At 44.2% G+C, this 25,601-nt stretch carries 29 protein-coding genes and 3 pseudogenes; 12 read left to right on the forward strand and 20 right to left on the reverse strand.

Annotation, left to right across the window (positions count from 1 at the left end; all coding sequences use genetic code 11):
- The first annotated feature begins 133 nt into the window (after positions 1-133).
- From FAY32_RS08285 to FAY32_RS08295, 3 genes are all read left to right on the forward strand, one after another.
- Positions 134-538, forward strand: coding sequence for an HIT family protein (locus FAY32_RS08285; protein ID WP_143462977.1), 405 nt, complete (start codon positions 134-136; stop codon positions 536-538).
- A gap of 206 nt (positions 539-744) precedes the next feature.
- On the forward strand, positions 745-1,416 hold the full coding sequence (locus tag FAY32_RS08290) for a helix-turn-helix domain-containing protein (RefSeq protein ID WP_158727563.1): 672 nt from the start codon (positions 745-747) through the stop codon (positions 1,414-1,416).
- 637 nt (positions 1,417-2,053) lie between these two features.
- Positions 2,054-2,563: a CPBP family intramembrane glutamic endopeptidase gene (locus FAY32_RS08295; RefSeq protein WP_158727564.1), complete on the forward strand. Its 510-nt coding sequence runs from the start codon at positions 2,054-2,056 to the stop codon at positions 2,561-2,563.
- Positions 2,564-2,727: 164 nt separating this feature from the next.
- On the opposite strand, the gene FAY32_RS08300 is transcribed toward FAY32_RS08295, so the two are convergent.
- Positions 2,728-3,468 carry a LysR family transcriptional regulator gene (locus FAY32_RS08300; RefSeq protein WP_143462980.1) on the reverse strand — a complete coding sequence of 247 codons (741 nt, stop codon included), beginning with the start codon at positions 3,466-3,468 and terminating at the stop codon, positions 2,728-2,730.
- Between the two features lie 114 nt (positions 3,469-3,582).
- Here FAY32_RS08300 and FAY32_RS08305 point away from each other — a divergent pair, with 114 nt between their 5' ends.
- The gene (locus FAY32_RS08305; RefSeq protein WP_143462981.1) at positions 3,583-3,981 is read left to right on the forward strand and encodes a tautomerase family protein; all 399 of its coding nucleotides are present in this window, start codon (positions 3,583-3,585) and stop codon (positions 3,979-3,981) included.
- A 421-nt stretch (positions 3,982-4,402) separates the two neighbouring features.
- On the opposite strand, the gene FAY32_RS08310 is transcribed toward FAY32_RS08305, so the two are convergent.
- Positions 4,403-5,134: a sulfite exporter TauE/SafE family protein gene (locus tag FAY32_RS08310; RefSeq protein WP_143462982.1), complete on the reverse strand. Its 732-nt coding sequence runs from the start codon at positions 5,132-5,134 to the stop codon at positions 4,403-4,405.
- Between the two features lie 118 nt (positions 5,135-5,252).
- Between FAY32_RS08310 and FAY32_RS08315 the strand changes: the two genes are divergently transcribed.
- Entirely contained in the window at positions 5,253-5,801 is a 549-nt protein-coding gene (locus FAY32_RS08315; RefSeq protein ID WP_143462983.1) for a TetR/AcrR family transcriptional regulator, read from the forward strand.
- A gap of 374 nt (positions 5,802-6,175) precedes the next feature.
- Here the strand turns inward: FAY32_RS08315 and FAY32_RS14615 are convergent, their stop codons facing one another.
- Complete coding sequence (locus FAY32_RS14615; protein ID WP_158727565.1) at positions 6,176-6,460, reverse strand: hypothetical protein; 285 nt, start codon at positions 6,458-6,460, stop codon at positions 6,176-6,178.
- Between the two features lie 139 nt (positions 6,461-6,599).
- On the opposite strand from FAY32_RS14615, the gene FAY32_RS14620 reads away from it, so the two are divergent.
- From FAY32_RS14620 to FAY32_RS08335, 4 genes are all read left to right on the forward strand, one after another.
- Positions 6,600-7,007, forward strand: coding sequence for a hypothetical protein (locus FAY32_RS14620; protein ID WP_158727566.1), 408 nt, complete (start codon positions 6,600-6,602; stop codon positions 7,005-7,007).
- Between the two features lie 1,872 nt (positions 7,008-8,879).
- Entirely contained in the window at positions 8,880-10,532 is a 1,653-nt protein-coding gene (locus FAY32_RS08325; protein WP_225428314.1) for a peptide ABC transporter substrate-binding protein, read from the forward strand.
- A 394-nt stretch (positions 10,533-10,926) separates the two neighbouring features.
- Complete coding sequence (locus FAY32_RS08330) at positions 10,927-11,202, forward strand: type II toxin-antitoxin system RelB/DinJ family antitoxin (RefSeq protein WP_143462984.1); 276 nt, start codon at positions 10,927-10,929, stop codon at positions 11,200-11,202.
- Positions 11,203-11,206: 4 nt separating this feature from the next.
- Positions 11,207-11,491 carry a type II toxin-antitoxin system RelE/ParE family toxin gene (locus tag FAY32_RS08335; protein ID WP_143462985.1) on the forward strand — a complete coding sequence of 95 codons (285 nt, stop codon included), beginning with the start codon at positions 11,207-11,209 and terminating at the stop codon, positions 11,489-11,491.
- A gap of 129 nt (positions 11,492-11,620) precedes the next feature.
- On the opposite strand, the gene FAY32_RS14810 is transcribed toward FAY32_RS08335, so the two are convergent.
- On the reverse strand, positions 11,621-11,794 hold the full coding sequence (locus tag FAY32_RS14810) for a hypothetical protein (protein WP_191988166.1): 174 nt from the start codon (positions 11,792-11,794) through the stop codon (positions 11,621-11,623).
- Positions 11,795-11,891: 97 nt separating this feature from the next.
- Positions 11,892-12,379: pseudogene (locus FAY32_RS15075) on the reverse strand (HXXEE domain-containing protein).
- Positions 12,380-12,470: 91 nt separating this feature from the next.
- Between FAY32_RS15075 and FAY32_RS08345 the strand changes: the two are divergent.
- On the forward strand, positions 12,471-13,055 hold the full coding sequence (locus FAY32_RS08345) for a TetR/AcrR family transcriptional regulator (RefSeq protein WP_143462986.1): 585 nt from the start codon (positions 12,471-12,473) through the stop codon (positions 13,053-13,055).
- 81 nt (positions 13,056-13,136) lie between these two features.
- Here the strand turns inward: FAY32_RS08345 and FAY32_RS08350 are convergent, their stop codons facing one another.
- Genes FAY32_RS08350 through FAY32_RS08365 form a run of 4 tightly spaced genes read right to left on the reverse strand, consistent with a single transcriptional unit; the run spans position 13,137 to position 16,224 of the window.
- On the reverse strand, positions 13,137-14,183 hold the full coding sequence (locus FAY32_RS08350) for an NAD(P)-dependent alcohol dehydrogenase (RefSeq protein ID WP_143462987.1): 1,047 nt from the start codon (positions 14,181-14,183) through the stop codon (positions 13,137-13,139).
- A 15-nt stretch (positions 14,184-14,198) separates the two neighbouring features.
- A complete protein-coding gene (locus FAY32_RS08355; RefSeq protein WP_143463102.1) occupies positions 14,199-15,050 on the reverse strand; it encodes an aldo/keto reductase in 852 nt (283 codons plus the stop codon).
- Between the two features lie 14 nt (positions 15,051-15,064).
- Positions 15,065-15,460, reverse strand: a complete 396-nt coding sequence (locus FAY32_RS08360) for a DUF2255 family protein (protein WP_143462988.1) — start codon at positions 15,458-15,460, stop codon at positions 15,065-15,067.
- Positions 15,461-15,486: 26 nt separating this feature from the next.
- A complete protein-coding gene (locus FAY32_RS08365; RefSeq protein WP_143462989.1) occupies positions 15,487-16,224 on the reverse strand; it encodes an SDR family oxidoreductase in 738 nt (245 codons plus the stop codon).
- 113 nt (positions 16,225-16,337) lie between these two features.
- Here FAY32_RS08365 and FAY32_RS08370 point away from each other — a divergent pair, with 113 nt between their 5' ends.
- Positions 16,338-17,222, forward strand: a complete 885-nt coding sequence (locus FAY32_RS08370) for a LysR family transcriptional regulator (protein ID WP_143462990.1) — start codon at positions 16,338-16,340, stop codon at positions 17,220-17,222.
- A 104-nt stretch (positions 17,223-17,326) separates the two neighbouring features.
- On the opposite strand, the gene FAY32_RS08375 is transcribed toward FAY32_RS08370, so the two are convergent.
- Genes FAY32_RS08375 through FAY32_RS08395 form a run of 5 tightly spaced genes read right to left on the reverse strand, consistent with a single transcriptional unit; the run spans position 17,327 to position 21,366 of the window.
- Positions 17,327-18,337: an alpha/beta hydrolase gene (locus tag FAY32_RS08375; RefSeq protein ID WP_225428316.1), complete on the reverse strand. Its 1,011-nt coding sequence runs from the start codon at positions 18,335-18,337 to the stop codon at positions 17,327-17,329.
- Between the two features lie 31 nt (positions 18,338-18,368).
- Positions 18,369-19,328, reverse strand: coding sequence for an alpha/beta hydrolase (locus FAY32_RS08380; protein WP_143462991.1), 960 nt, complete (start codon positions 19,326-19,328; stop codon positions 18,369-18,371).
- Positions 19,329-19,341: 13 nt separating this feature from the next.
- Positions 19,342-20,253: an alpha/beta hydrolase family protein gene (locus FAY32_RS08385; protein ID WP_143462992.1), complete on the reverse strand. Its 912-nt coding sequence runs from the start codon at positions 20,251-20,253 to the stop codon at positions 19,342-19,344.
- Positions 20,253-20,765, reverse strand: coding sequence for a cyclophilin-like fold protein (locus FAY32_RS08390; protein WP_143462993.1), 513 nt, complete (start codon positions 20,763-20,765; stop codon positions 20,253-20,255). Before FAY32_RS08390 ends, FAY32_RS08385 begins: the two co-directional genes overlap by 1 nt.
- 31 nt (positions 20,766-20,796) lie before the next feature.
- Positions 20,797-21,366, reverse strand: a complete 570-nt coding sequence (locus tag FAY32_RS08395; protein ID WP_225428317.1) for a DapH/DapD/GlmU-related protein — start codon at positions 21,364-21,366, stop codon at positions 20,797-20,799.
- Between the two features lie 223 nt (positions 21,367-21,589).
- Between FAY32_RS08395 and FAY32_RS08400 the strand changes: the two genes are divergently transcribed.
- Positions 21,590-22,504: an alpha/beta hydrolase gene (locus tag FAY32_RS08400; RefSeq protein ID WP_143462994.1), complete on the forward strand. Its 915-nt coding sequence runs from the start codon at positions 21,590-21,592 to the stop codon at positions 22,502-22,504.
- 234 nt (positions 22,505-22,738) lie between these two features.
- Here the strand turns inward: FAY32_RS08400 and FAY32_RS08405 are convergent, their stop codons facing one another.
- From FAY32_RS08405 to FAY32_RS08430, 6 genes and pseudogenes are all read right to left on the reverse strand, one after another.
- Positions 22,739-22,927 (reverse strand): DUF3781 domain-containing protein, encoded by a 189-nt coding sequence (locus FAY32_RS08405; RefSeq protein WP_143462995.1) that lies wholly within the window; start codon positions 22,925-22,927, stop codon positions 22,739-22,741.
- Positions 22,911-23,162 carry a hypothetical protein gene (locus FAY32_RS08410; protein ID WP_083478099.1) on the reverse strand — a complete coding sequence of 84 codons (252 nt, stop codon included), beginning with the start codon at positions 23,160-23,162 and terminating at the stop codon, positions 22,911-22,913. The genes FAY32_RS08405 and FAY32_RS08410 overlap by 17 nt, the downstream gene beginning before the upstream one ends.
- A gap of 123 nt (positions 23,163-23,285) precedes the next feature.
- Positions 23,286-23,462: pseudogene (gpmA, locus tag FAY32_RS08415) on the reverse strand (2,3-diphosphoglycerate-dependent phosphoglycerate mutase); the annotation flags it as partial.
- A 119-nt stretch (positions 23,463-23,581) separates the two neighbouring features.
- The gene (locus FAY32_RS08420; protein WP_143462996.1) at positions 23,582-24,472 is read right to left on the reverse strand and encodes an HNH endonuclease; all 891 of its coding nucleotides are present in this window, start codon (positions 24,470-24,472) and stop codon (positions 23,582-23,584) included.
- A gap of 525 nt (positions 24,473-24,997) precedes the next feature.
- Complete coding sequence (locus tag FAY32_RS08425) at positions 24,998-25,249, reverse strand: hypothetical protein (protein ID WP_143462997.1); 252 nt, start codon at positions 25,247-25,249, stop codon at positions 24,998-25,000.
- A gap of 123 nt (positions 25,250-25,372) precedes the next feature.
- Positions 25,373-25,582, reverse strand: a pseudogene (locus FAY32_RS08430) (2,3-bisphosphoglycerate-dependent phosphoglycerate mutase); the annotation flags it as partial.
- Between the last annotated feature and the right edge of the window lie 19 nt (positions 25,583-25,601).

A 25,601-nucleotide genomic window follows, 5' to 3' on the forward strand; every position in this document is an offset into this window, starting at 1 on the left:
GCCAGTTGTCTTCTACACAACCGGTATGGGCGTTGTCATTCAAAACACACTCAATTTTTCTGCAATTGACCCGTGCAAATTGCGGATGCGCAGTTACCGTGTTACGTTAGGCAAAAAGTAAGGTGAAGCGCCCATGCAACCTGAATGTATCTTCTGTCAGATCATCGCTGGTAAAGTTCCAAGCAAGATGATTCACCAAAATGACTTGGCGATGGCCATCATGGCCTTGGAGCAAGAAGTCCCTGGCCATATCATCGTTTTCCCGAAGCAGCACTTTGCTAGCCTAGAAGTGGCGGACGACCAATCACTACTGGCCATCATGACCCTGATCACGGAACTGGGCACACAGAGTTTAGCTGCCGGTTTTGACAGCTATAACCTCCTCTGTGCAGACGGCAAACCAGCTGGCCAGTCGGTGCCGCACGTTCATTTTCACTTCATCCCGCGAAAAACGGGGGATGGGCTAAATGCTTGGCCTACTTTTGGCTATCACGGTGATGTTGATGGCGACGCTTTATTTCGCAAACTACGATTTTAAGCTATTGAACGCTTGCGGTGGTTTCTCAGTTTTGAGTTTGCGGTAAGCAATATCGAAATTCTGCTCGATTAGACGCGTTAGGTTCCCTAGCTAACTTGTTCTGACTATATTAGTATGTCACGTTATTTTCTTCCTGCACAGCACCACATTAAGCCGTCCGGTTAGGCTGAAATGGCGTAAGATAATTTATGAGGGAGGAACCAAGCATGACAATTGGCGAAAAATTGAAGGCGTGTCGTTTAGCTAAAGAACTAACGCAGGCGCAGGTGGCAACAACGATTCACGTCTCACGCAAAACCATCTCTGGCTGGGAAAATAATCGCAGTTATCCAGATGTCGCGAGCTTGGTCCGGTTGAGTGATTTATACGCGGTGGCATTGGACGACTTGTTACGCGACAATCACCTCTTAACACACTATCAACAGGCAGAACAAACGACTTTGCGGACAAAAAAGCTCACTAAAGTCACCTATTCATTAAATATTTTATGGCTGATACTAACCTATCTTAGTATTTATTCAGTGTTTGGCCTCCATATGCCTTATGTGCCGCTATTGTTGATCATCAACACGATTGTATTTTTAACGCACTTTTCGCAATGGGACCGGTTCAAACTACGGCGGCAGCGCGTGAAATTAGAAGTAAGCTTTTTGGCAGGTGTCCTGCTCAATGCCATCGTCAGTATCGTCTTGCTGAGCTTAGGGGTTGGCGAAAAGTTGGTGACAGCAGACGAATACCATACCATCGGCATCGTAGCAGGCCACTTTACGTTGCTCTGCTTTCTGACCATTAGTTTGCTGATCATCATCTTCTTTAAAAATGAAGCGCCACGAGCGGCTGCTACTAATGGTGATGAGTCAATCGTTCCTCGGGTTTAGGAAAAATGAAAAGACTGGTTAGGATCAGCATGATGCCGAAAACACCGAAAAACAGATCAAAGATTTGTGAATAGTGCTGAACAGAGAGTGTGAGCGTCCTGTGAATCAATTGACTAAGAACTTGTCGATTTAAGAAGACCAATAGTACTCCCCAGCCAAAACGATGCTGGATATAAAAACGATGATTAAACATAACAGTTCCCCCTTCAGGTTTCTAATTCCAGTGTACGCACTTAGACGATTGCATGACCCGATAAACCCGTCTATATCTAAAAGACACGGCAAAACCCTTTAAAACCAGCATGTCTCGATAACTAAGACGGTCGATCTATCGTATTTGTGCCCCGCCACTTCTATAATAAGAAGCATTGAAATGGAGTGAGGGAAAATGAATCAACGCAAAAATTTACAATTAGGTCTATCGTGGGTCGGCTGTGTATTACTGTTGTTTGGACTAGGTTGGGTTGTAAGTGTGCTAAGACTGAGTGATGTGCACGCCATCATCTTCCAAGAGCTGACACTAGCACTTGTTTTCTATCTCTTAAATCGATATTGGGTGAAGATTAGCATCCATTTCAAATCCGATTTATCTTTTAGGTCCCAACTAATCACAAACACTGTAACGCTGGTTTATATCTTGCTATTATTAACCTTTGTTGGTCAAAAACTAGGCCAGACGCCTATTTTAAAATTTTGCCTGTATGGGATTGCTGCTGCTTTGGTCGCCTTTTTTGAGGAGTATCTTTTTCGCGGAATGATTTTGGGTGGCATCGTCGCACAATGCCGCGGAAAGCGATCAACTGCGGTGATTTGGGCCGTCTTAATCAGCAGTCTGATTTTTTCATTGACCCACATGATCAACCTCTTCCATCAAAGTCTGGCAATGACGGTGACCCAGGTCGTGGGCGTGTTTGGTCTCGGGCTGTTGCTGGGCGCAATTTACCTCCGTACCCGCAGTCTCTGGTGGCCAATCCTGCTACATTTTTGCTTGGACTTTTCGGCCTTCTTACGTTTCGGGTTCCGGCAAGGCACCGATCCAACAATGACGGTGGGTGATGCAGCGATTATGGCGGCAGTCTTGCTAGTGATTGCGTTATTTTTGCTGCGACCATCAAAGCAAGAACGAATCATGCGTAACTTCACTTAGTCAGCAAAGATATCTGCGACAGACAAAAATACTGCCATCCCCGTTCTTATGGGTCTGGCAGCATTTTGTATTCTCTAGTCGACTATTTGATTAGGCCTGATGAGCTAGCTTCATCGTCCTTCACAAACATATACCTAGTCATTCATAGTGGCGTCTAGTGCTGGCTACTCAACGTTTCTTTCAAACGTCCAATACGGAATCCGCTGACTTGCCGTACCCGCTAATTGAACCAGCCGATTCTCTTGAATCAAAAACTGGGGTAACAATGCAACCCCTTCCCCCGCCTTCACCAAGGCAACAATGCCATTCCAAGAATCCACCTCACTAATGACCGTTTTCGACTCCGCTGTTGCTAACGACGCGCGTCTAAACGGACAAGCGCGATCGCTATTTACCAACAGCGGCTTGCCGCTCAACGTTGCTTCACGCCCTGCATAGCTTGCCTGTAACCAGCCGCGATCTCGGACCTGATACTTAGGATCATTAAAGTTGGCATACGTAATGACTAGCTGGGCCGTCTCATGAGTTGTCGTTGCTAACGTCGTTGATTTCTTGATGGTGAACTGTTGCTTGGCTAAATCATACTTGTGCTGCGTAACGACCAGATAATCAAATAGCAGCTCCGAAATTACGATGTGGGTCACGCTATTTTGCTGGTTCAGTTGCGCATGCAATTTTCTAGTCGCCGTCAGCACCTCTTGGGCATAGGCGTTAAAGGCCGCCCCCGCAGCCGTGGGCGTCAAGCCCTGATAACTGCGAACAAACAGTTTCACCTGCAGCTCATCTTCCAGGGCCTGCAAGCGGGCCGACACATTGGATTGCGAATACCCCCGTTGTTGCGCAGTCCGATTGATCGACCGCAATGTATACATCGTCTGAAACAGACTAAGATCCTGAATTTGCACAGTTGTCCCTCCTAGTTATCGTAATTTACGATAACTATACCATATTTTAAATATAGGCAACGCGTAGGCCACTGCTTATACTAAGACTTGTAACCAACTAAGGAGGAAATCAACATGCCCTATTTAAACGTGAGACTCGCTGCACCAGAATCTACTACAACCGCACAACAAGTTGCCCAACTGCTAACGACCCTGGCAACGGATACCCTGGGCAAGGCCCATGACGTTGTCGCCGTTGATGTACAATTTGCCGAACCAGCACACTGGTTTGTCGGCGGCCAGGCCACAGCTGACCAAGATACCGCCACTTTTTACATTGAAATCAAAGTGACGACCGGAACGAATACACGAGACGAAAAGGCCCGCTTCATCGCCAAGACTTTTAGTGGCATGCAAGCCATTCTCGGCCCCGTCAATCCTGCCAGTTACGTGGTCGTCAAGAATGTCGACGCCGACGATTGGGGCTTCGGTGGTAAAACGCAGGCCTACCGCTACATTGCACCCCAACTTTAGGCAAACATTCGCGACGTGGCTACTGCGACGGAGGGTGATGCAGCGATTGCGGCAACAGTCTTGCCAGTGATTGCGTTATTTTTGCTACGACCATCAAAGCAAGAACGAATCATGCGTAACTTCACTTAGTTAGTGATAGGTGACACCACAGCACTCTTGAATTTTTTCTAAACCTAACGACAACAAAGAACTAAGATCTTCGAAATAGCGATCTTAGTTCTTTTTTTGCTATAAACGCCGCGTTCAACAACGTCCCTCCTCACCAACACCATATTCAAACACCACGGTCTCGGCCATTGTAATTTCCCGGTAGCGGTGAGAATGCAGGGAATTATTTCTTGCTAGCAATCCTAAAAAGCTGCTCTGATGATGCCAGCAGACCTTTCAATTTAAGTCATCATCGTGTGTGGCCCGTCTCACACTAAACTAACAGTTTGACACCGAAATAAATGATAATCATTCCCAGCAACGGCGTTAATAAGCGATTAACTTTCACATAGTTCAGTCGTTGTAAGATTAATGGCGTGATAATCGCGCCGACGACAGCGCCCCCCATAAGTCCTAAACCAACTTGCCAATCAATTGGACTCGTCAATAAGTGGCTGATAAACCCCACCAAGGACATCCAAAAAAGCACATAGGTGGCCGTTCCAGCAGCTTCAATGGCCGACAGTCCAAGAATGCTCAGTCCAGCAGCCGTTGTTGCGCCCCCACTAAGGCCGCCAATTCCAACCATCAAGCCACTTAGGAGGCCAAACACGATGGCCCACCCTGGTCGTTTACTAGCTGACTTGGAAGTTGGCCGCCAATATTTAAGCAAAACCACGCCCCCCATCACAACCAACACGACGCCCACTGTCCAATCGTAAACGCGTGTCGAAATAAATCTAGCGACCACCGTGCCACCAACAATGCCCGGTAGCGCTGCTAGAATCAAATAATTACCTAACCTGAACTGCACGTTACGGATTCGTGCCTGGGTTAAAAAGCCAAAAAACAGTGCTGGCAATGCCACAAATAATGAGGTGGGCACTGCAATTGCAGTTGGGACATTTAATTGACTTGTTAAAACGCCTAAATATAGGGAAGCCCCACCGCCACCGATCAAGCTCACAAAAGCTCCAATTAACAACCCATAGATAATACTGATCATAATTTCACCGTCCTTAATAAATGGAGCACACTCCACTTATCAAAACGGAGTGTGCTCCACTTGTCAAGTCCGGTCGTCTGAGTTATGGTTAGATTCTAAGTGAAAGGACTGGTTCAAAATGCGTAAAGACGCAACTCAGAATCACCAGAAAATTTTAGCAGCTGCTACCGATTTATTTCAAAAAGATGGCGTTGCCGCGGTAAGTATGAAAGATATTGCGACCGCTGCGCACTTGGGTCCTGGAACCCTCTACCGTAATTACCCCAATAAGGGAACCCTCTGCCTAGATCTCGTTTACAATAACCTTCAAAAATTCATTGCTACTCACAGGGCGTTAACGCCGACCGCCGCCAATTGGCACCTGTTACTCAGCAACTATCTTATTTTTCGTGAAGCCAATAGCGCCCTCTTAGCAACCATCGAAAGTGACTCGCAAGTCAATTTCACCCAAACTGAACTCTATCACCAATTATCACGTTTGTTTTTTCCTTTCCTGCAGGCCGTTTTGCCAAGTGCCACCGCAGCTACCATCCAATTTAGAACGGATATGCTAATTGCGATGCTAAAGAGCGACAGCTACGCCTTCCAGCGTCAAGAACGTCACCTGAGCAACAAGCAGCTTTGCCAGTTGATTAATGAGTTGTTGCTATCACCGCTGTTAAGTTAACCTTTTACTGCTATCTTTCATATCAACTCATTGTGAAATTACCCCTACGCCTCGTGTCACCTCTGCAACACGAAATCGACGAGATTACGCCCTTTTTTGGTAAAAAATGTGGGCCAGCAGCTAGCCTACGCCACCTATAATTCGTGTCTGCTTCCTGTTCGACACACGTAAACGTAGGAGGATAAAACTCAAGAATCGACTTTTTAGAAAGGTAGCTGCGGCCCTTCTGAAAAGTCGATTCTTCGCCATTATGGTGTCAAAACGTGGCCAATAGGCATCTGACTCCGTTTAAACCTGATCGTCTATTGCCCCGCTACATTCAAAAAAGCCGTCCCTAAACACAGGACGGCTCAAAATCAATAGCTGACATATAGTTATTTATTCTTGCGGTACAACTTAGCGATTCCTAAAGTTCCCAGCAGTAGCACTAATCCACCGAACAGTAGTGATAGGCCACTCTTTTCATTTAATTGTGGAATCAATGATTTGGGATGGTTAGCTTTTGCGGACTGCGCTGCTACCTTGGATGAGGTTACCTTAGCAGCCGGCGTACTAATTTGATCAGCAGATGATCCTTTTTCATAGCTAGCAGTCACTGGCTTGCTAGAAGTACGATCTGCTTGTGACGTTTCGGTCTGATTCCCGTCATTGTTGATCACGTCACCGTCACCGCCATTTTGGATGTTCTGATCATTGCTGGAACTAACGACAGGAACATTGGAGCTGGATGTTGACTGATCACTCGAAGAGCTTGATGAGCCTGGGACACTGGAAGAACTCGATGGGGTCGAGGAACTCGTGGAACTTGAGGAGCTCGGCACACTGGAAGAACTTGATGAACTTGAAGAATCAGAAGAACTTTCGGAGCTGGAGGAACTTGAAGAGGTTGACGAACTTGAAGAACTTGAGGAACTAGATGAACTCGACGAGCTTGAGGAGCTTGAAGAACTTGAGGAGCTTGATGAACTTGATGAACTCGACGAACTTGAGGAGCTTGAAGAACTTGATGAACTCGATGAACTCGATGAACTTGAAGAACTAGATGAACTTGAGGAGCTTGAGGAGCTTGATGAACTCGACGAACTCGATGAACTTGAAGAACTAGATGAACTTGAGGAACTTGACGAACTTGACGAACTCTCATCAGCCCCGTTAATAACAAGTTTTGTTTCTGAAATAACCGGTGCGTACTGCGTGCCAAATTGATCGGTGTAGTTGTAGATGTATTGCACCGTGTATTGACCTGGCGTTTTGAAATTTTGTGCGGATAAATTATCTAATGAAACCGCTTGGTGTTGATCGTTGAGAACATTAACCTGGACCGTCATATCGGTATCATCCGGCTTGTTCGTAACTTCAGCATCGCTAAACTTAACCTTGCTGTCGCTATGACCAGCGTCCGTAACGGCCGCATTTTGGGTCAAATCGACTGGCGTATCCATCTCAGCTTCAACCGCAGCGGGGGCGGTTACATTTGGTGTGGCCAAGACTTGCCATTTTTCGTCGGCCTTAACGGAGGATTTTACTGCCAACGTATCCGCCAACTCATTGGCAATGTTTTCGACGTAGTTCACTTGATAGGCGCCCGGTGCCGCGGTAATGCGTTGGTCTTGCTCCCCTAAAATGGTCGCGCCATTGTTGGTAATCGTGCCACCATCATTGTCAAAGGTAATTTGGTTTAAATAGTAATTACCCGTCCAAGCCTGCTTAATCCAATCATCTTGAATAATATCGTAATCGTCGCTAACAAACTTACCACTCTGATAAATCGTAAACGGTCCGGTTTCTTTGATCGTCGGTTGTGGGTACACCAGAATTGGAATCTGTGCTTGCAACAATTCCCAAGACCCATAATTGTGATAAAGCTTGACGGAGTAAGGTTCTGCTAACGAATTTCCAGATAAGGAGAACGCATCTTTAGCATAAGCTACCCCCCACGGAAAAATGTTACTAGTTAGAGAATTTGTCCCCGGTTTGTGAATTGAACTTATCGTCTCACCAGTTGCACTTAATCCAGAAAGTGTGTCATTGGTAAACATACGAATTGGTTGCTTCAGCACCCATGCGGAGGTCGAACTAAGGTTATTATTCCCCGTAAAATCATCTAGTTTATAGTCACCTGGTGCGATTAATTTTAAATTCTCACCATTTCCAAAAACATGAGTCAGCACTTGGGCGTGAACAGTTTTCAGCGATAACATTGACGCTGCCAGAACGGTAATCGTTGCTGTAATTGCTTTTTGATAAAGTTTCATGATGTTAGCTCCCCTCGCACTAAAAAATCAGCTTCTTTTTAGAAAACGCTTTCCTCAACTTGGTTTAATCATATACTTTTATGTGGAAATAATCAATCATACAATCAAACAATTACAGCTACTGTTTGTATGTGTACTAGGTTGACCTTTAATATTATCATCGTTCACTATTATTTTGGCCTGCCTACTATTTACACGCCTAAAGCCCAGCTGGCTACTAAAGCTTCCACCGCACGGAAACATCATACTTTTTCTTGTCGTGTTCCTCACAAAATTTATAAAAAAGAACTGTCAATCCTTTCGATTAGGCCTGACAGCAAGTAATGTTTGCTTATTCATTTAGACGTTTTTTAGTAAGCGCTGGTTAGTTAAACGGCCTATCCTTCTCTTCTCCTTTTGGCGACTCATTGTTTGATAGGTCTTTTCCAAGTCATGTGGCACCCGCTGCTAAACAGTTGTCACTCTTCTTTAGAAAAAATTGGCTTCATACAGATCAAGTACCTGATCAGCTGGCGACTTGGCGGTGATTGCCAGTGAAAAAGGAAGGTGAACTGAGATCACATGCGACCTATTTCCATTCACCAATTAAGTAATGCTTCTTGCATATCTCGTACTTAACCTGATCAGCTTCTAAAGATAGCCCTTAAACATACCGCTTGAAACGGATTGGAAACTCATGGACAAATTTTATAATATTAATTATATTCAAGCGAGATAGTTTATAGTTAATTAGTCCCATCAAACCCTGCTATACTATCCCTGGTTATTCCTTAGATAATAATCTAAGGGCTGTGGTTAATAGCTTATATTAGGAGGTTCGCTTATGTCTCACGTATCGTTTCATTTGCGTTTAGTGGCTGTGGTAGCTGCTTTTGCAACGTTGCTGGTGACTCTTTCCGCTTGCAGTTCCAAGTCGGCCGTCTCCAATCAGGACTTGGTGCGCACGACGAATCTGTCGTCTAACTTCTCCGTCTCCACGTTAGATATTTCCAAGTCACGGGGATTCGACCAAACCGGGAATCTATTTGATACCCTACTCACTGTGGACAAGCATCATAAGGTGGTGGCTGCCTTAGCTACCAATCACACCGTGTCTAAGGACGGGAAGACCTACACCTTTACGATTCGTAAGGGTGCTACGTTTAGCAACGGCGACCCGATCAACGCGCAAAGCTTTGTTTACTCGTGGCAACGCTCACTTAAACCCGCCACGAAGTCCATGTTCCCGTACATATTTAAGGGTATCAAAAATGCAATGGCCATTAACGCTGGCAAATTACCCGCCAGTAAGCTGGGGGCCGTCGCCAAGGATGATCACACCTTAGTGGTGACCTTGGAGCACCCCATCGCTTATTTTGACAAGCTAGTGACCTACCAAGCTTTCTCGCCCCAGGATAAGAAACTGGTCGATAAATACGGGAAAAGTTACGGCACCGCCCCTGACAAGGTCGTTTATTCCGGCCCCTTCAAGATGAGTAACTGGGAACCCGAGAGCAAGAACTGGACGTTCGTTAAAAATGATAAATACTGGGATAAGGACCAGGTCAAGCTGAACAAAATCAACTTGTTCTACGAACCAATTCCCCAAACCAGTCTGAGCCTCTATCAAGCCAAGAAACTAGACTTTACCATCCTGTCCAGTAACCAGTACAAAAACTTCAAGGGTGATAAACGGCTATTCGCTGGCCCTTACTCGTACATGAACTACATTCTCTACAACCAAAAGTCGAAGGATGCCACTCTCAAGCAAGCCTTTAACAATGTCAATATCCGCAAAGCCATCTCTTTAACGCTGGATCGCAAGCAAATCGTCAAAGACCTCTTTAGCAATTCTGCCCTGCAGCCAGCCGGAATGGTCACAAAATATCTGAGCTACAACGCTAAAAATGAAGACTTTGGGAAACTCCAAGATGCCGGCGAGAGTGTGACGTACGACCCGAGCTTAGCCAAGACATACTGGAAGAAGGGGCTCGCCCAACTTAACTTAAAGACGTTGAAGTTCTCCCTGCTAACGTCTACGGACGATGCTTCTAGCAAGTTAGCCGAACTGATCAAGGCCTCCGCCGAAAAGCAGCTTACTGGACTGACCATTTCGTTACAGACGGTCCCCGACCAGATTGCTTACCACCGGAGCACTAATGGGCAATATGACGCCTACATTGGGGGTCGTGGGGCAGATATTGCCGACCCAATCGAGTTCCTGAAGCCCATGCTCAGTAGCAACCCGCAAAACTACGGCGGTTGGCAGAATAAGCGCTACGACAAACTGATCAATGACTCCACGACCGACAACTTGAGTGCTGACAAACGCTGGCAGAAACTGCTCCAAGCTGAAAAAATTCTGGCCGATGACCAGGCCGAAACACCCCTGTATCAAAACTACAACTACTACTTGATGAATACGAAGCTCCACGGCATGGTTCATAATTCCGTGGGCGCGCAGTGGATCTACAAGTATATGTATATGACTAAGTAAATGACAGCGCAGCAATTTGACTGTTGGCGCTGCCATTTACCAAATGCAACCGAAGTCAGTTTGAGAGAACATTAATTGTTTAATCGAACGCCAAAAGCAGTCAGGTTTGAAATTTCAAACTTGTCTGCTTTTTGGCAAGTAATCCTGGGTAATCGTTGGTGGGGTGATCACCGTGACCTCGTTAATTCAAGTTAACAGTCCACCGCCATTCTGGACTCTCCACATCGACAAAGTCTCTAAACGTTACTTTGTCAAAAGATCCCTAATCCGGATTTAATGCATTTAAAATCGTGGCTAAATCCATGGACAACGTACTTAATAAGGCTAAGCGCTTCAGTTGTATGACTAATGGTGATAGAATTGTCACCAAAGTACACGAAACGAGGCCTTACTTATGAAAAATCCAGAAAAAACTCGTATAACTATCCGCATGGATCTTGAGCGTAAACAAAAAGCTGAACAGGTTGCTAAAGATTTGGGCATTGACCTTACAGCAGCAGTCAATTTGTTCATCTCACAGATGATTAAAGAAAATGGTTTGCCATTCAGACCAACCAATGATTCGTTGACCATGAACCTAGAACAAGCGCTAAAAGACGTTAAAAACGGTGATACGACAGATTATACGGTGGATGGCTTCATTCAGCATTTAAAGTATCCTGAGGAATAGGCCAATGATCACGCATGTCAGAACAACTAAACTGTTTGAACGTCATCTTAAAAGACTACGAAAAAAGCACTATGATATCACAAAACTTGAAAATGTCGTGCAACTCATCGTCACTGAAGATCACGAAACATTAGTCAGAAAATATCGATGGCATCTGCTTAAAGGCAACAATGCGGGAATCAATGAGCTCCATTTAGAAGCTGACTGGCTCTTAATGTACACAATTACTAATGAAAACGAAGTTACACTACTTTTATTGGATACCGGATCACACCATGATATCCTATAAATCACGCTAATGCTGACTAGTGCCTTTACTTCTGTCTGTGATAGGTCAACGGCCAACTTCTTGTTCACCCGCTGCTACACCAATTCAGTATAGCAGACATGCTCTTCCATCTGAGCTAGGCGTTCCCGACTAGCTGGCGTCCGCATCTTCCTGAACAAACCCATGCTTACCACCCAGTACACGCTGGAACTCTACAATGTTTAATATCCGGCTGGCTCGAGACAACGCCTTAATACCTTGTTCAGTGCCGCTAGTCAGTTGGTAGTCTTCATTCTCATCATTATAGCCTTCTTTACGAAACACTCGCGCATCTCCATAATTTCAACTTGTCACTCTCTCTAATTACTACACCCAATCCCTTTTCTACTTCCATAGTCGTGTCTGAATTAACAAATTCCTGCTAAAAGTGTCGCATCAGTTTCGCCATTCCCCAATGAATCACACCAAGATTCATGACAAAAATGACAATTGCCACCGTAATCACCAATACCCATTGTAAAAGGGGTTCATGGATTAATCTCGACAGGTTTAGAACATACAGTCCCCCAATTGGAAGTTCAAGTACTGATGTCACAGCGCCCGGAACATAGTCTTGTTTAATAACCCAAAAAATGAGATGCATCACTAAATGTAAAAAATAGGGCACCGAAGCAGCCAAGACCAGTAGTGGATAATCACACCAATAAGCTACTGCGGCCACTAAATAAACAGACACAGTTCTTCCCAAACGCCAACTGCTAAAATGTCTGAACGGTGCACACCTCCGAATAACGCTTCTTTTCCAATATATGGATTATGTCCCCGTAACCATCGTGGAACCAAAACAAGTTCTTCAAAGTCATGCCAGACAAATAGTAATGGTAATAGCCAATAAGAATCCATTTTCATGATGTATTCCCCCTTGATTGCAGTATATAATTGTCACTGAATAAAATATACGGCAGCATGCTATGTGCCGCAAAACGAGGGGAAATGTGCCATGCCACGAGACATCATCATTAATCAGTCCAAGCAGACCTTCATTGATGCACTTCTCAGACTACTTAAACACGAAACTTTTGATCAGGTGACCGTTCAACAGCTCGTTCTAGAGTCTGGTTACTCTCGACGGACTTATTATCGTTACTTTGGTCAAAAGGAAGCGATTCTTGACGCTATGTTTCTTGCTAATTTAGCCAACTATCATCAATATTTGCTGGCAGCCCCGTTAATCTCTGAAAAAATTTCAGAACTTCTAATCACCTTTCTGTGGCCCAAACGTCAAACACTCCAATTACTAGCCCGTCAGGACCTGTTGATACCTCTAACCGCCCGTCATATGGATAAGATAGTCACCACAATTCAATCAGTCGCCGTTCCCTGGAGAAACAATCAAGGGGTTAATTCCAAAAGTGACAAATTAGCCCTTATCTATTCGATTGGCGGATTCTGTACACTTATCGATATACTTTTTAAAGATACACTGCCTAATAGTCCCCAAGAGATCAGCGAACCCCTTCAGTCAGCCTTAATCAAACTAATAAAAACCACAAAAAAAAGAGATGGCGTTACCCATCCCTTCTAGTCAATTAATTCTATTTACTTAGCAACCGCGTGATTCTCATCCAACATATACTGAAATTCAACCGCATTCAAGCCATAGAGATTACTTCAACGTCTCCATATCAATGACAAAGCGATAATGAACGTCGCTATCAATGATGCGTTGATAAGCAGTCGGTACATCATCAATCCCAACCATTTCAATCTGTGGCTTAACGTCATGGGCCGCAGCAAAGTTCAGCATATCCTGTGTCATTGGGATACCACCAACATTTGAAACGGTAATTGTTCCCTGTTTATTGAAGATACTGAACAGATTGAATTGTTGTTCCTCCATGGTGAGCCCAACAAAGCAAAAGGTTCCGTTAACCGTCAATAATTTTAGATAATTGTCTAAATTCAATTTAATCGCTGCTGTGTTTAAAATAAAATCAAATTGACCCGCAAGACGATCAAAATCCTCATCTTTACGTAAGATTTCATAACTTGTGGCCCCAAATTGGGCGGCCTCGGCCCGCTTACTATCTGAATGGCCTAAAACCGTGACTTCTGCACCTAACTTATTAGCGAATTGAACGGCAATATGACCAAGTCCACCTAAACCAATGATGGCCACCTTTGACCCCTTGCCAATGTGATAACGCACCAATGGATTGTAAGTCGTAATCCCTGCACAAAGTAATGGTGCTGCTTCAGCTAAACTCAAAGCGTCTGGAATGTGCAAGACAAAGTGATCCTTAACAACCAACGATTGTGAATAACCGCCTTCAGTCACCTTGCCATCATAATCTGGGGTATTAAAGACAGATACATACCCCTTCTCACAGAATTGTTCTTGTCCAGCAAGGCAGTACTTACATTTGCCACAAGAGTCAATAAAGCAACCCACTCCGACACGGTCGCCAACTTTAAAATCTTTCACCTCAGAACCAATGGCACTCACAATTCCTGTAATCTCATGACCAGGAACAATCGGATGCTTAAAAACATCATCAATACCCTCGACCTGGGCAATATCTGAATGACAAATACCACAATACTTCACATCAATGGCGACATCATCGGCACGTAAATCTCGCCGAACAATCGTCGTGTGATGGAAAGACTTAAAATCACTATGATCAGCTTGTAAAGCTTGAATTTCTCGCATATTTTAGTGTCCTTTCTACTGTTCAAATGTAATATCATGCAGTCGATAAACCTCATTCACATCACGGATATTTAAAATCAATGGTTTATTTTGATCCAATGCTTCAATTTGAACTAAATCGGCCTCACTCAAGTTAAAATCGCTCGTGGCAAAATTTTGAGCAATTCTTTCGGCATGCACCGACTTAGGAATTGCGACAATATCATTTTGCTGTAGCCAACGTAAAACGACTTGTGCAGCAGTCTTATGGTACTTGGATCCAATAGCCGTCAATGTTGGATTGGTGAACAAATGTTGCTGACCTTCCGCGAATGGTGCCCACGCCATCGTATGAATATCATAGTGCTTCATCACCGAACGTAGCGGCTTCTCTTGCCAGAAGGGATGCATTTCAATTTGGTTAACTGCTGGCACTACATGGTGGCTCAAAATCAAATCAACCAGCCGGTCCGCTTCAAAATTGCAGACCCCAATCGCCTTGATCTTCCCGGCTTCATAGAGTTCTTCCATGGCGCGCCAACTACCGTGATAGTCACCATAAGGCATATGGATTAAATACAGATCCAAGTAATCCGTCTGCAAATTATCCAAAGTCTTCTCAAATGAAGCCATTGTTTTTTCATAGCTTGCATCTTGAATCCATACCTTGGACGAAATAAAGATATCCTGCCGGTCAATGTCACTGCGCTTAATTGCATTACCGACAGCTGGCTCATTACCATAAGTTGCCGCCGTATCAATTAAGCGATACCCTGTTTTCAAAGCGGTTAATACGCTCTGTTCACACTCTGCTAAATCAGTAATTTGAAAGACGCCAAACCCTAATGTTGGCATTGCCACACCGTTATTTAACGTTATCATCTTAATCACAACTTCCTTTCTTACCTAGGAACGACCTCTAAAGTAGACACCCTAGCTCGCTGCTGAATCATCGAATCTAAATACAAACTGTTCGCGTACTTCTTTTGATAGGCTTGGTCAATCTGGTTGTTCAAATCAGCACTGTCCACATCAACAAAACTGACTTCATAGTTTGCACCCGCCAGATACATCCGACCAGCACGCTGCTGAACCGCCGAACGATGCCACCGCGAACTCAAGCCATTCCAGGCCCGAATATATAAGTGTCCATCTACCACGACTGACCAAATCCAAGTTGGCGTGCCATATGTTTTACCATCATCATAAAATGGTGAAACACGAAAATCGTCGGCAGCGGAAAAATTTGTTAATTGTTGTGCTTGCCAGTGTGCAATCGTTGCATCACGATTTCTCATCTTAAAAGCTCCTTTAACATATTTCGCTAAAATTCGACGGTTGGCCGAATGTTAAACTCATTAATTGACACACGTTGTGGTGTTCCAATCACATACGCGACCGCCTGCGCGACATCACTGGGTAATAGCGAGTGATCCGGTTCATTCCAGGTATCTACCAAGTTTTGGGCAGTTTCTGCATCCGGAATAGACTTGTAAAGTTCCGTATTGACCATTCCCGGTGCAACCACAGTGGTACGAATATTATTTTTGATTTCTTCTCGGCGCAGGCCTTCCATGATAGCTCTCACGGCGTATTTGGTTCCCGAATAGACGGCCACATTGGGATAGACGCGATAGCCTGCGAGCGAATCCGTCGTTAAAATATGACCATAGCCTTGCTGATGCATAATTGGTAGGACGGCACTGATGCCATTCAAGACGCCCATCACATTCACGTCTAACATCTGTTGCCAAGCTTTTCGATTGCCATTACTGAGTGGTTCCATTGGCATAATACCGGCATTATTATAAAGGGCATCAACCTTGCCGAACTTGTCTACCGCTAATTGAACAAGTGATTCAACTTGTGAAAAATCAGTCACATCAACGGTTTGATAGGCATAAGTACCCTCAGGTAAGGTTTGCGCAACTGAGGCTAGCTTCTTCTGTCGCCGAGCTCCAAAGACCACTTTGGCCCCCTGTGCCGTCAATTCTTTAACGGTCGCCTCACCAATACCACTAGACGCGCCAGTGACAACCACAACTTTATCTTGAACGCTCATCGTATGTCCTCCTTTGACTTCTTAACAATTACTAGCATAAGGGTTGACAATGTCTATGTCTAATGCTTAGATTAAATCAAAAAGTATACGTAATGAACATAGGAGGAATATTTATGGAATTACGAGTTTTACGTTATTTTCAGGCTGTCGTTCAAAACCGTAATATCAGTCGGGCCGCCTTACAACTGCACGTCTCACAGCCGACTATTTCACGCCAATTGCATGATCTTGAAGAAGAATTAGGTATCACTCTATTTGATCGTGGAAGTCGCACGATTCGTCTGACCGACAGTGGTGAATATTTTTCCAACCAGGTTAATCAGATTCTGGCCTTAACGGATAAAACACTCGCGAATATCCATGAAGACCAGGATATTCGTGGCAACATCGTTATTGGGAGTTCCGAAGCACGGAGTTTCTTAAATATTGCGCAATCCTTCACTGGCTTACAAAAAAAATACCCGCACATTCAACTCGACGTTATCAGTACCAACGCCGATCAAATTCGAACGAGTATTAAATCCGGTTACTACGATTTCGGGGTCATTATGGAACCCGGTGATAAAACAGATTATGACTTTATACGGCTGCCGGGTGAAAGCCGTTGGGGTTTACTAGTATCTAACCGTTCCCCCTTTGCCACCAGAGATCACCTTGAACTGTCTGATCTGGCCGGCGAAAAATTACTGATTTCGGGGCAACACGGCATGAGGGAACAGCTAAACGACTGGCTAGGTGGCAATACCACCCAATTAAACGTCGTGGCAACCTACACCCTGCTCTACAATGCCTCTCTGATGGTCTCGGCGGGCATGGGCAGCGCCTTATGTCTTGATGGTATTATCAATACGAACCAATCCGATCTGGTCTTTGTACCATTTCAGCCCCGTCTCACGTCTGGTACCAGTTTAGTGTGGCATCACGGACAACATCATTCTGCGGCTGCAGAAGCCTTCTTAAAACAGCTCTCATCAGATATTGGGCAACCCTTGCCATAAGTGGCACATCATAAACGGACCTAAAAATCGACTTTTCCAGAACGGATGATGCCATTCTGAAAAAGTCGATTTAGTTGTTTCGCCGAAACGTGTCCAGTCCTTGCTTATTTAGCTAAACTCTTCGTGAAAAAGTCATTCAATTTGGCAAACGGAATCAGTTCAGTCCGGTCGTACAAATCAACGTGGCCCGCATTTTTAACTTTGACAAGCTCCTTGGGTTCATCAGCCTGATTATAGGCATCTTCGCTGAATCCAAGTGACATCGCGTTTTCACCAGCAATAAAGAGTAGTGGTCGTGGTGAGATGGTCTTAATATCAGACAGCGAATAAAAATTCAATAGTTTAGCAAAGCTCGTTAGCGTTGGATGCGTCGTTGTAGCTGCTGCTCCGCGTTGCGTCCGATAGAAGTCATAGAATTCCTTCGAGAAGGCATCTGAATCCGGCCCAATTTCTTCGGGCGTGCCACTGGTATAACTTGTCTCCTGACCGGCAATCTCTAAAGTTCGGGTGTTCGATGCTTCGTCAATCATCGCATGAGCGCCCATCGCGTCCCGTTGTCCTCGAGCCACTGCGCCCATATCGGTTAAACTAACCGTCGCTAATGCCTTTAGCCGTGTATCTACCTTAAGCTCGTTAATCGCAAAGCTACCTGATGCACAAATTCCTAGCACCGCGATACGGTCATTGTCGACTTGGTCCAAGGTCGTTAAGTAATCCGCGGCGGCTGAGAAGCTTTCAGAATAGAGCTCCGGCGCCATCGCATTACGTGGTTGACCATCACTCTTACCCCAGAATACTTGATCGAAGGCCAAAGCAATGAAGCCATATTCAGCCATCTTAGTTGCATACAGGTTCGCCGACTGCTCCTTAACTGCGCCGTTGGGAGCACCCACAATAATTGCTGGTAAAGCCCGATCTTGCACTTCTTTAGGCGCAAACAGATTGCCGGCCAAGCTCATCCCATACAGGTTTTCGAAAGTCACTGGCGTCTTCGTCACTTGATTACTTTCATACCAGTTGTCCGCTCCATGACTCATATCACCCGTTGCTAACGCCTGGTTCCGTTGCTTAACATTGTTTTCTCCGGCTGAATAAATTGGCTGTTTATTTTGCATCGTTACAGCTCCCTTCCTTTTTTATGTTTCCTTACAGGTTCGTATTAAAGAACTTTTCAAATTTATCAAATGGGATAACAGAAACGTCATCATAAAAATCAACGTGTTGACCATGTGGTTCGACCACTAATTCTTTAGGTTCCGCTAATTTAGCATAAGTTTCCTCACTAAATGCCTTCGAATGGGCCTCTTCACTCGTCACTAACATGACTGGTCTAGGACTGATTTCATTGATTCTAGCCGTAGCTTCAAAGTTCATGAAGCTCAGATTAGAGACGTTCGTTACATTGTACAAAGCATGTGGATGCCAGCCTCGCTTAAAGCCATAGAAACTGAAGAACTCCCGCGACACTGGATCTAAACCTTCAGGAAATTCAGTCACTGGCTGGCTGGGGTAATTGGCCTGCTTAGCGGAGATATCCGACCACCGCTGTTCACTCAAGGCAGCCAACTGGGCTGCGCGATCCTTCCCGGTTGCCAAATTGGCCAAGTGGGGGATATCATACATCACACTCGTAGCAACTGCCTTGATACGCATATCCTGGGCCGCAGCTGCTAGCGCAAAACCACCTGAAGCACAGATTCCCAAGGCGCCAATTCGATGCCGATCAACATATGACAACGTTCCCAAAAAATCAACAGCCGCGGAAAAATCTTCGACGTAAGTATCCGGCGAGCCACTATCTCGCGGCGTGCCACCAGAATAACCATGGTAGGCTGGATCAAAAGCAATCACCACAAATCCCCGCTGGGCTAACTGATTGGCGTAGACGCCTGGTCCCTGTTCCTTGACCCCACCAAATGGCGGTCCCACAACGAGCGCGGGATGCTGACTGGCTTTGTCTAACGTCCGGCTATAGTATAAGTCGGCGGCAATCTCAATATCATAACGTGTCTTGTAGTAAACGTGTTCCCGTGTCACTGAATCGTCAAGTTCAAAGATATAGTATTCGTCATTGGGGGTGACTCTTACTGCATTTTCCTTAGCCATTAACGTTCAACTCCTAATTTAGTTTTTCAGTAAATTCATCTAATAACCGATAAGCTTTCTTTTGATCAGCACCTTCAAATCCGTGTCCGGCAGTTGGCAACTCATGAAACTGGGCATTTTTAAAATTTTGGGCTGCCTCACGTGCAAACTTAATTGGCACAATATCATCATTGCCACCATGAACTAGTAGGACCGGTCCCGTGAATTGAGTGGCACTTTTAGTGATATCGGTCTTCAGTAAACCACGATAATAACTACGACCAACAGTGAAGCCGAAGACATTGGTCGTCGCTGGAACTGACTTCATACTGCGATACTTCTGCTGGGCATCGTGGGTAATTGAAAATGCTGGGTACATTAAAGCCAGTGCCCTAATTTTTTCTGGATGCTGAGATGCTAACAAAGCTGATACGACTGCGCCTTGACTGCCACCGACCAGCAGAACTTTTCCGGTCTGAGCATCTTGGCGTTGTGTGAGCGCATTGACCACCCCTAACAAGTCTCTGGCTTCTGTGTAAATCGACATTTCAGTCTGACTGACACCAGAACTTTCACCACCAGAACTACCACCAGGAAAATCAAACGCATACGCTAAGTAACCATGACGTGCGAGTTGCTGGGCATAACCAGCCAATTCTTGATAATTACCACCAAGTCCGTGTGAGACAACAGCCACTGGCAATTTCTTTTGAGTAGAATGCTTAGGTGAATACAAGTGACCGTAGATTTGTTCATTCTTAAAACGCAATCGAACCACTTGATCCTTGACATTGGCTACTTTTTCGTTAGTCACTTCACCTGATGAAGGGCCTGAACTAACGTGTTCACGCTGTGTAGGTTTAGTATATTTATAACCATAAGCAATGGCAGCGCCCACACAAACAAGCCCTATGAGTATTATATACATGATGATTTTTGAACGCATCACTTAACCTCCGCTATTTCAACCTGACGATTGTTTCCCATATGTCTAACCACCGTTCGATAGGCATTCGTGTCAAAATGGCCAATGATGTGAATCCCGTCGTAATATTCCTCAGTTCCCCAGTAAAAGACAATTCGTTGTTGAGGTGACCAGTAACCAATACTTCCACGTGTTCCGGCGTGTCCACTGGGCATTCCCTTCGTTGGCAATCCGTGACCGAGATCTGCAATCTTTTCCGGTAACCCTGGATAGTCACGGAAACTTAACGTTGTCGGTAATTCTCTCGCAAATGCCTTGGCCGCACTGGATCCGTTCAAATGGGCCGTCAATTTCTTACCATTAATTGTGATGACTATCTTTTGCCAACCAGCTGGACTTGTCTGAGTATGGCTACTCGTGACCGATTCGGTGCTGGCATGACTCTTGGAACCTGCTTGTTGCTTGCTCTGCGCACACCCACCCAACACCACTAAGAGACTTAGCATTAAAAATACCGACCAGATTCTCTTCATCCGTTACCTCCCACTGAACGTCATTTGCAAATTATTTCTCCAGATTTATTTGCCGTATCACTTTTGCTGGTGTCCCTACCGCAACCACATTCGCTGGTACATCTTTGGTGACAATTGCACCAGCCCCAATGATGGCATGATCACCAATCGAGACGCCCGGTAGCACTGTCACGTTGGCTCCAAGCCAAGCACCCTTGCCAACACGGACTGCTGAACAATTTAAGTTACGTCTTTGTTCTGGAGCTTCCATATGATTTACCGAAATTAGGGTGACATTGGGGCCAATCAAAGCTCCATCACCGATATAAATGCCGCCTAAGTCAACGAACATAGCGTTACGATTAATAAAGATATTCTTTCCCAAGAAGATGTGCGCCCCAAAGTCAGTATTGAATGGTGGCATCACTGCATTGGATGTTGAAACATTCTGTCGTGTAATTTGACTGATTAACGCAATGATTTGTGTATCGGTGTGATACTGCCCATTTAAACGAGCTAAAATTTGGGAATTTTCATTCGCTATTCGAGGAACAACTTCATACTCTGGTGCTTTAAAGTTAATTAATTCACCAGATAATGCTTTTTCAAGAATTGTTTTCACGCTTTACGCTCCTTGTGTTTGATTAAGATTTCATTGTCGCTGAAGACTATGACATTATTTTAAGGTGACAATCAATCAATGTAAAATGCCTATACTAAATGCTAATTCATAGCTTATGAGCATATATTTAGGCATACGGATTGGTTATACATTCTCTTGCTAAATAGGTATTTTACATGCAGGCATTACCCTCATAGAATGTTTCTAAAAAGAGGAGCGGCCTATGAAACTTTTTAACTCGATTAAATACCTTCTGGCATTGTTCATTGTAATTACACCAATTAACAACTCAATACCGGCATCAGCAAGTCGCACAACAGCCGACCACCCTACACCATTGGTTATGGTCCCAGGGACACATGCCAATCAAAATCGATTTGATGCGACTTTCCATAAATTAAAAGTACCGCGCCAAAATGTCCTTAAACTAACAATAACTATCAATAATCAGATAATCGAACACGGAACCTACAATCCGGCCAGTCCGATAGTGGTTATCAGTTTCGAACAGCCCGCCGAATATAATATTCACGAACAGGCTAACTGGCTAGCACATGCGTTAATTCATTTGAAACGGGTTTACGGCCTCCATAACTACAATTACGTTGGTCATTCCAATGGCGGGCTAGTGATGCTTGATTACTTAGAACATCCTCACTCCACGCTTGCACCAAAATTAAAACAACTCATTACAATTGGCACGCCCTATAATGATATTTACCAAACGGCTGAAACAAATACGCAAAACGTCAAACCAGATCAATTACACGACCAAAATAAATACTCGTCTGAATTTACAACTTACTATTCAAGCCGTGGTCAAATTGCCCGTTCTATCCAAGTAACTTTGATATACGGACGTCTACCGTATGCTAAGGGGGACGGAATTGTACCCCTGAAGTCAGCAAGAGCGGGCCAAACTATTTTTGGAAATCGTGTGATCCACACAACTCAAGTTAATGGCGCTCAGGGTCAGCATAGCCAGTTGCCAACCAGTTCCAATGTCATAGCTACAATAGGTAAACTCATCAGTAGTGACCACTCTATTTTGCCTGAGAGTCAACTTTTGACACATTGCTGGGACGTTAAAAGATTGGATTTACGCCACGCAACTAAAAACAATTCTCTAACCGCGTGAGCAATTGCATGACACTCCTTGTCAATTGTCTATGCAAAGATGCCCCTGTCTTAGGGCATCGAGAACACAAGGCGCGTTCATATAAACTCTTCTGACAAATATTGTAAAAAAACTGCCACCCCTTGATTGGGGCTAGCAGTTTTTTCACTTCTATTCAGTTACGCGATTCGCAGCAATCAAGCGGTAGTTAAATGAATTAATCACCAGCTGTACCTGTCGAGTTCGGTTAGTCACTTAGTAGTTCTTCCCCAACTTCTCAACATCAGTAGTGTCATCATCCAATATCGCAATGACCAGCGCTTCTACCTCTGCCTTTGTCAGATTAACCGCCAGTTTCTTATTCACCCGCTGATACACCAGCTCGGTATAGCAGACCTGTGCCTTAATCTGACCTAAGAGTTTCCGACTAGCTAGCGTCCGCATCTTCCGTCACAAACGTATGCTTGTCATCCAACACATACTGGAACTCAACCGCGTTCAACATCAAGCTAGCCCGGAACAGTGCCTTGATCCCCTGTTCATTGCTCATCACCACAAAGAATTCCCGATCGGTGCCACTGACACGTTGGAAGCTGTCATACTCGCCAGTGAAACCTTCTTTACGGAACAAGCCAATAATCTTCATCATTTCAATCTGCGTTACTTCTTTGTCTGCCAAATTCAATCTCTTTTCTCTTATTTAAATTTTCAGTCGCTACCGGCCCCTCTAGTGACCGCTAGTGACATTTTTTCCACGAAAAAGCCGCCCCCAAAATGAGGCGGCTCTGACACAATCAGGTAATTACTTACCTAACTTTGTCTTGTTGGTCATGTTCAACTTATCATCGAAGTCGTAGACAACTGGTTCACCAGTAGCCATTTCAAGGTCCATGATGTCGTCATCAGAGATCCGTTCGATGTACTTGCTTAAGGCACGTAATGAGTTACCGTGGGCAGCAATGATCACATTCTTGCCGTCACAAACTGGTCTCCCAGACCTCTCTGTAATGCTAGTAAATAGTATTTATTCACTGTCGACTCATCTGGTAACATTCTAGAGGCTTATCAATTGGCTAAAATCTCAATCGTTTATTTCAACTACTCTGCTTCACGTACAAAGTAATTTTCCCAAAATTTTTTCGAGTTCCCATAATAATAAATTGAGCGCTTCATTGACACTACTACGTTGATATCAGATAAACACACCTGATACGAATAGAGTCCTAACACTGATATCCAGCAATATAACCTTCCCTTTTCTGTATATAATTTAGCCTGCATAACTCGTGCTTTGGGTGTCATATCACCTGGAATAGGTGCAAACGGGTGGAGCATCTCCGTTCCTAACCTTTCAAGCAAAGGATTATTGATTGTAATAACTTTTAGTTTAAGTCCTCTCGTTACACTCCTCAGTACATTAATAACCTGTGTCATCGCCTTGCTGTCCATGCCACATAACAACGCAAACTCAATCGCCATTTTTAGCACTGCTAAAGCTGCAACACTATTAGTATATGGTAGTTCAACCTGAAATGTAGGTTTACGGAGCTTATGCTTAATTACAAAATCCCCATCACGAACATTGGGATATCTTTTTTGAATACTTTTAAAAAACTTTTTTGCGGACTCTTCATCTCTAAACGTTCCATCTATACGGACCTTTTTTCCCTGTTTTTCTTTTTTGACTATTGTATGCCGTAGCTTATACGTATTATTTCTTGGATCAAACAAATATTCATTTTGAGTTTCTAAATCTTTCACGACTACATTTTGGTTTTTCTCATGCGTTTTTATACCTGCAAAATTTACAAAGTTTTTTAATTCCTCCACAAATCCGCTGTCAATAATATCACCTAGCAGGTTATTACAGCTATCACAAATAATATCAGTGGCTTTCAAACGGTCACCTAATCCATACAAAAACACATGCTCTTCTGTCTTATTGTCCCCTGTAATTTCCGCATTACAAAAGAAACAATGATCCGTCATAACTAGGCCCTCCAATATTTATTGTTCAAATTAAGATACTGCATTACATTATGGCACAAAGGGAACGTACGTTCAACTGCCGAGTCTGCTAAAAAACAGGGAGTTGAACCAAAGCCTTGCTCTTTTCTTCTATGCTTAAAAGCAATGCTTAATCTATCACAACATCTGACCTAAGAAATTACTGCTGTTTGCTTTCCACAATGATAGAAAGCAATAACATTAATTTAGACTGGTCCTCGGTCTTAAACCCACATCAATAATTCGTTTATGTATACTAATGTGCAGTAATGAATATTTACGTATCAGTTGTAGCTTTTAGCATGCTAAGTAGTTTCGTAACATTACTGAATGCTCAGTACTGTAGATTTAATCATATTCTTCTTAAAAAAGTGGTAACCCTCTCGAAAAATCATCCGAGGGTTACCACTTCTTTGGTTCTTTTATTCAGCTACACGATTCACCGTAATCAACCGGTAGTTATCGGTATAGCAGACCTGCCCCTTAATCTGGTCTAAGAGTTCCCGACTAGCTTGCATCCGCATCTTTCGTCACAAACGTATGCTTGTCATCCAACACATGCTGGAGCTCCACGGCATTCAACATCAAGCTAGCCCGGAACAACGCCTTGATACCCTGTTCATTACTCATCACCACAAAGAATTCCCGATCAGTCCCACTGACGCGTTGAAAGCTGTCATACTCGCCAGTGAAACCTTCTTTACGGAATAAGCCAATAATCTTCATCATTTCAATCTGCGTTACTTCTTTGTCTGCCAAATTCAATCTCTTTTCTCTTATTTAAATTTTCAGTCGCTAATGGCCCCTCTAGTGACCGCTAGTGACATTTTTTCCACGAAAAAGCCGCCCCAAAAATGAGGCGGCTCTGACGCAATCAGGTAATTACTTACCTAACTTCGTCTTGTTAGTCATGTTTAATTTATCATCGAAGTCGTAGACAACTGGTTCCCCAGTAGCCATTTCAAGGTCCATGATGTCGTCATCAGAGATCCGTTCGATATACTTGGAAAGGGCACGTAATGAGTTACCGTGGGCAGCAATGATCACATTCTTGCCATCAAGCAACTTAGGTGCGATTTGGTCTTCCCAGAATGTACTAAGCACGGTACGT

Source organism: Levilactobacillus enshiensis (genome assembly GCF_007115095.1).
GTDB lineage: Bacteria > Bacillota > Bacilli > Lactobacillales > Lactobacillaceae > Levilactobacillus > Levilactobacillus enshiensis.

Bases quoted from the DNA above. Each gene is read 5' to 3' on its own strand.
- FAY32_RS08345 (WP_143462986.1), top strand. From the start codon at position 12,471: ATGCCACGAGACATCATCATTAATCAGTCCAAGCAGACCTTCATTGAT.
- FAY32_RS08325 (WP_225428314.1), top strand. From the start codon at position 8,880: ATGTCTCACGTATCGTTTCATTTGCGTTTAGTGGCTGTGGTAGCTGCT.
- FAY32_RS08330 (WP_143462984.1), top strand. From the start codon at position 10,927: ATGAAAAATCCAGAAAAAACTCGTATAACTATCCGCATGGATCTTGAG.
- FAY32_RS08350 (WP_143462987.1), bottom strand. From the start codon at position 14,183: ATGCGAGAAATTCAAGCTTTACAAGCTGATCATAGTGATTTTAAGTCT.
- FAY32_RS08385 (WP_143462992.1), bottom strand. From the start codon at position 20,253: ATGCGTTCAAAAATCATCATGTATATAATACTCATAGGGCTTGTTTGT.
- FAY32_RS08305 (WP_143462981.1), top strand. From the start codon at position 3,583: ATGCCCTATTTAAACGTGAGACTCGCTGCACCAGAATCTACTACAACC.
- FAY32_RS08315 (WP_143462983.1), top strand. From the start codon at position 5,253: ATGCGTAAAGACGCAACTCAGAATCACCAGAAAATTTTAGCAGCTGCT.
- FAY32_RS08310 (WP_143462982.1), bottom strand. From the start codon at position 5,134: ATGATCAGTATTATCTATGGGTTGTTAATTGGAGCTTTTGTGAGCTTG.
- FAY32_RS08365 (WP_143462989.1), bottom strand. From the start codon at position 16,224: ATGAGCGTTCAAGATAAAGTTGTGGTTGTCACTGGCGCGTCTAGTGGT.
- FAY32_RS08380 (WP_143462991.1), bottom strand. From the start codon at position 19,328: ATGGCTAAGGAAAATGCAGTAAGAGTCACCCCCAATGACGAATACTAT.
- FAY32_RS08360 (WP_143462988.1), bottom strand. From the start codon at position 15,460: ATGAGAAATCGTGATGCAACGATTGCACACTGGCAAGCACAACAATTA.
- FAY32_RS08370 (WP_143462990.1), top strand. From the start codon at position 16,338: ATGGAATTACGAGTTTTACGTTATTTTCAGGCTGTCGTTCAAAACCGT.
- FAY32_RS08420 (WP_143462996.1), bottom strand. From the start codon at position 24,472: ATGACGGATCATTGTTTCTTTTGTAATGCGGAAATTACAGGGGACAAT.
- FAY32_RS08375 (WP_225428316.1), bottom strand. From the start codon at position 18,337: ATGCAAAATAAACAGCCAATTTATTCAGCCGGAGAAAACAATGTTAAG.
- FAY32_RS08285 (WP_143462977.1), top strand. From the start codon at position 134: ATGCAACCTGAATGTATCTTCTGTCAGATCATCGCTGGTAAAGTTCCA.
- FAY32_RS08290 (WP_158727563.1), top strand. From the start codon at position 745: ATGACAATTGGCGAAAAATTGAAGGCGTGTCGTTTAGCTAAAGAACTA.
- FAY32_RS08335 (WP_143462985.1), top strand. From the start codon at position 11,207: ATGATCACGCATGTCAGAACAACTAAACTGTTTGAACGTCATCTTAAA.
- FAY32_RS08390 (WP_143462993.1), bottom strand. From the start codon at position 20,765: ATGAAGAGAATCTGGTCGGTATTTTTAATGCTAAGTCTCTTAGTGGTG.
- FAY32_RS08400 (WP_143462994.1), top strand. From the start codon at position 21,590: ATGAAACTTTTTAACTCGATTAAATACCTTCTGGCATTGTTCATTGTA.
- FAY32_RS08405 (WP_143462995.1), bottom strand. From the start codon at position 22,927: ATGCGGACGCTAGCTAGTCGGAAACTCTTAGGTCAGATTAAGGCACAG.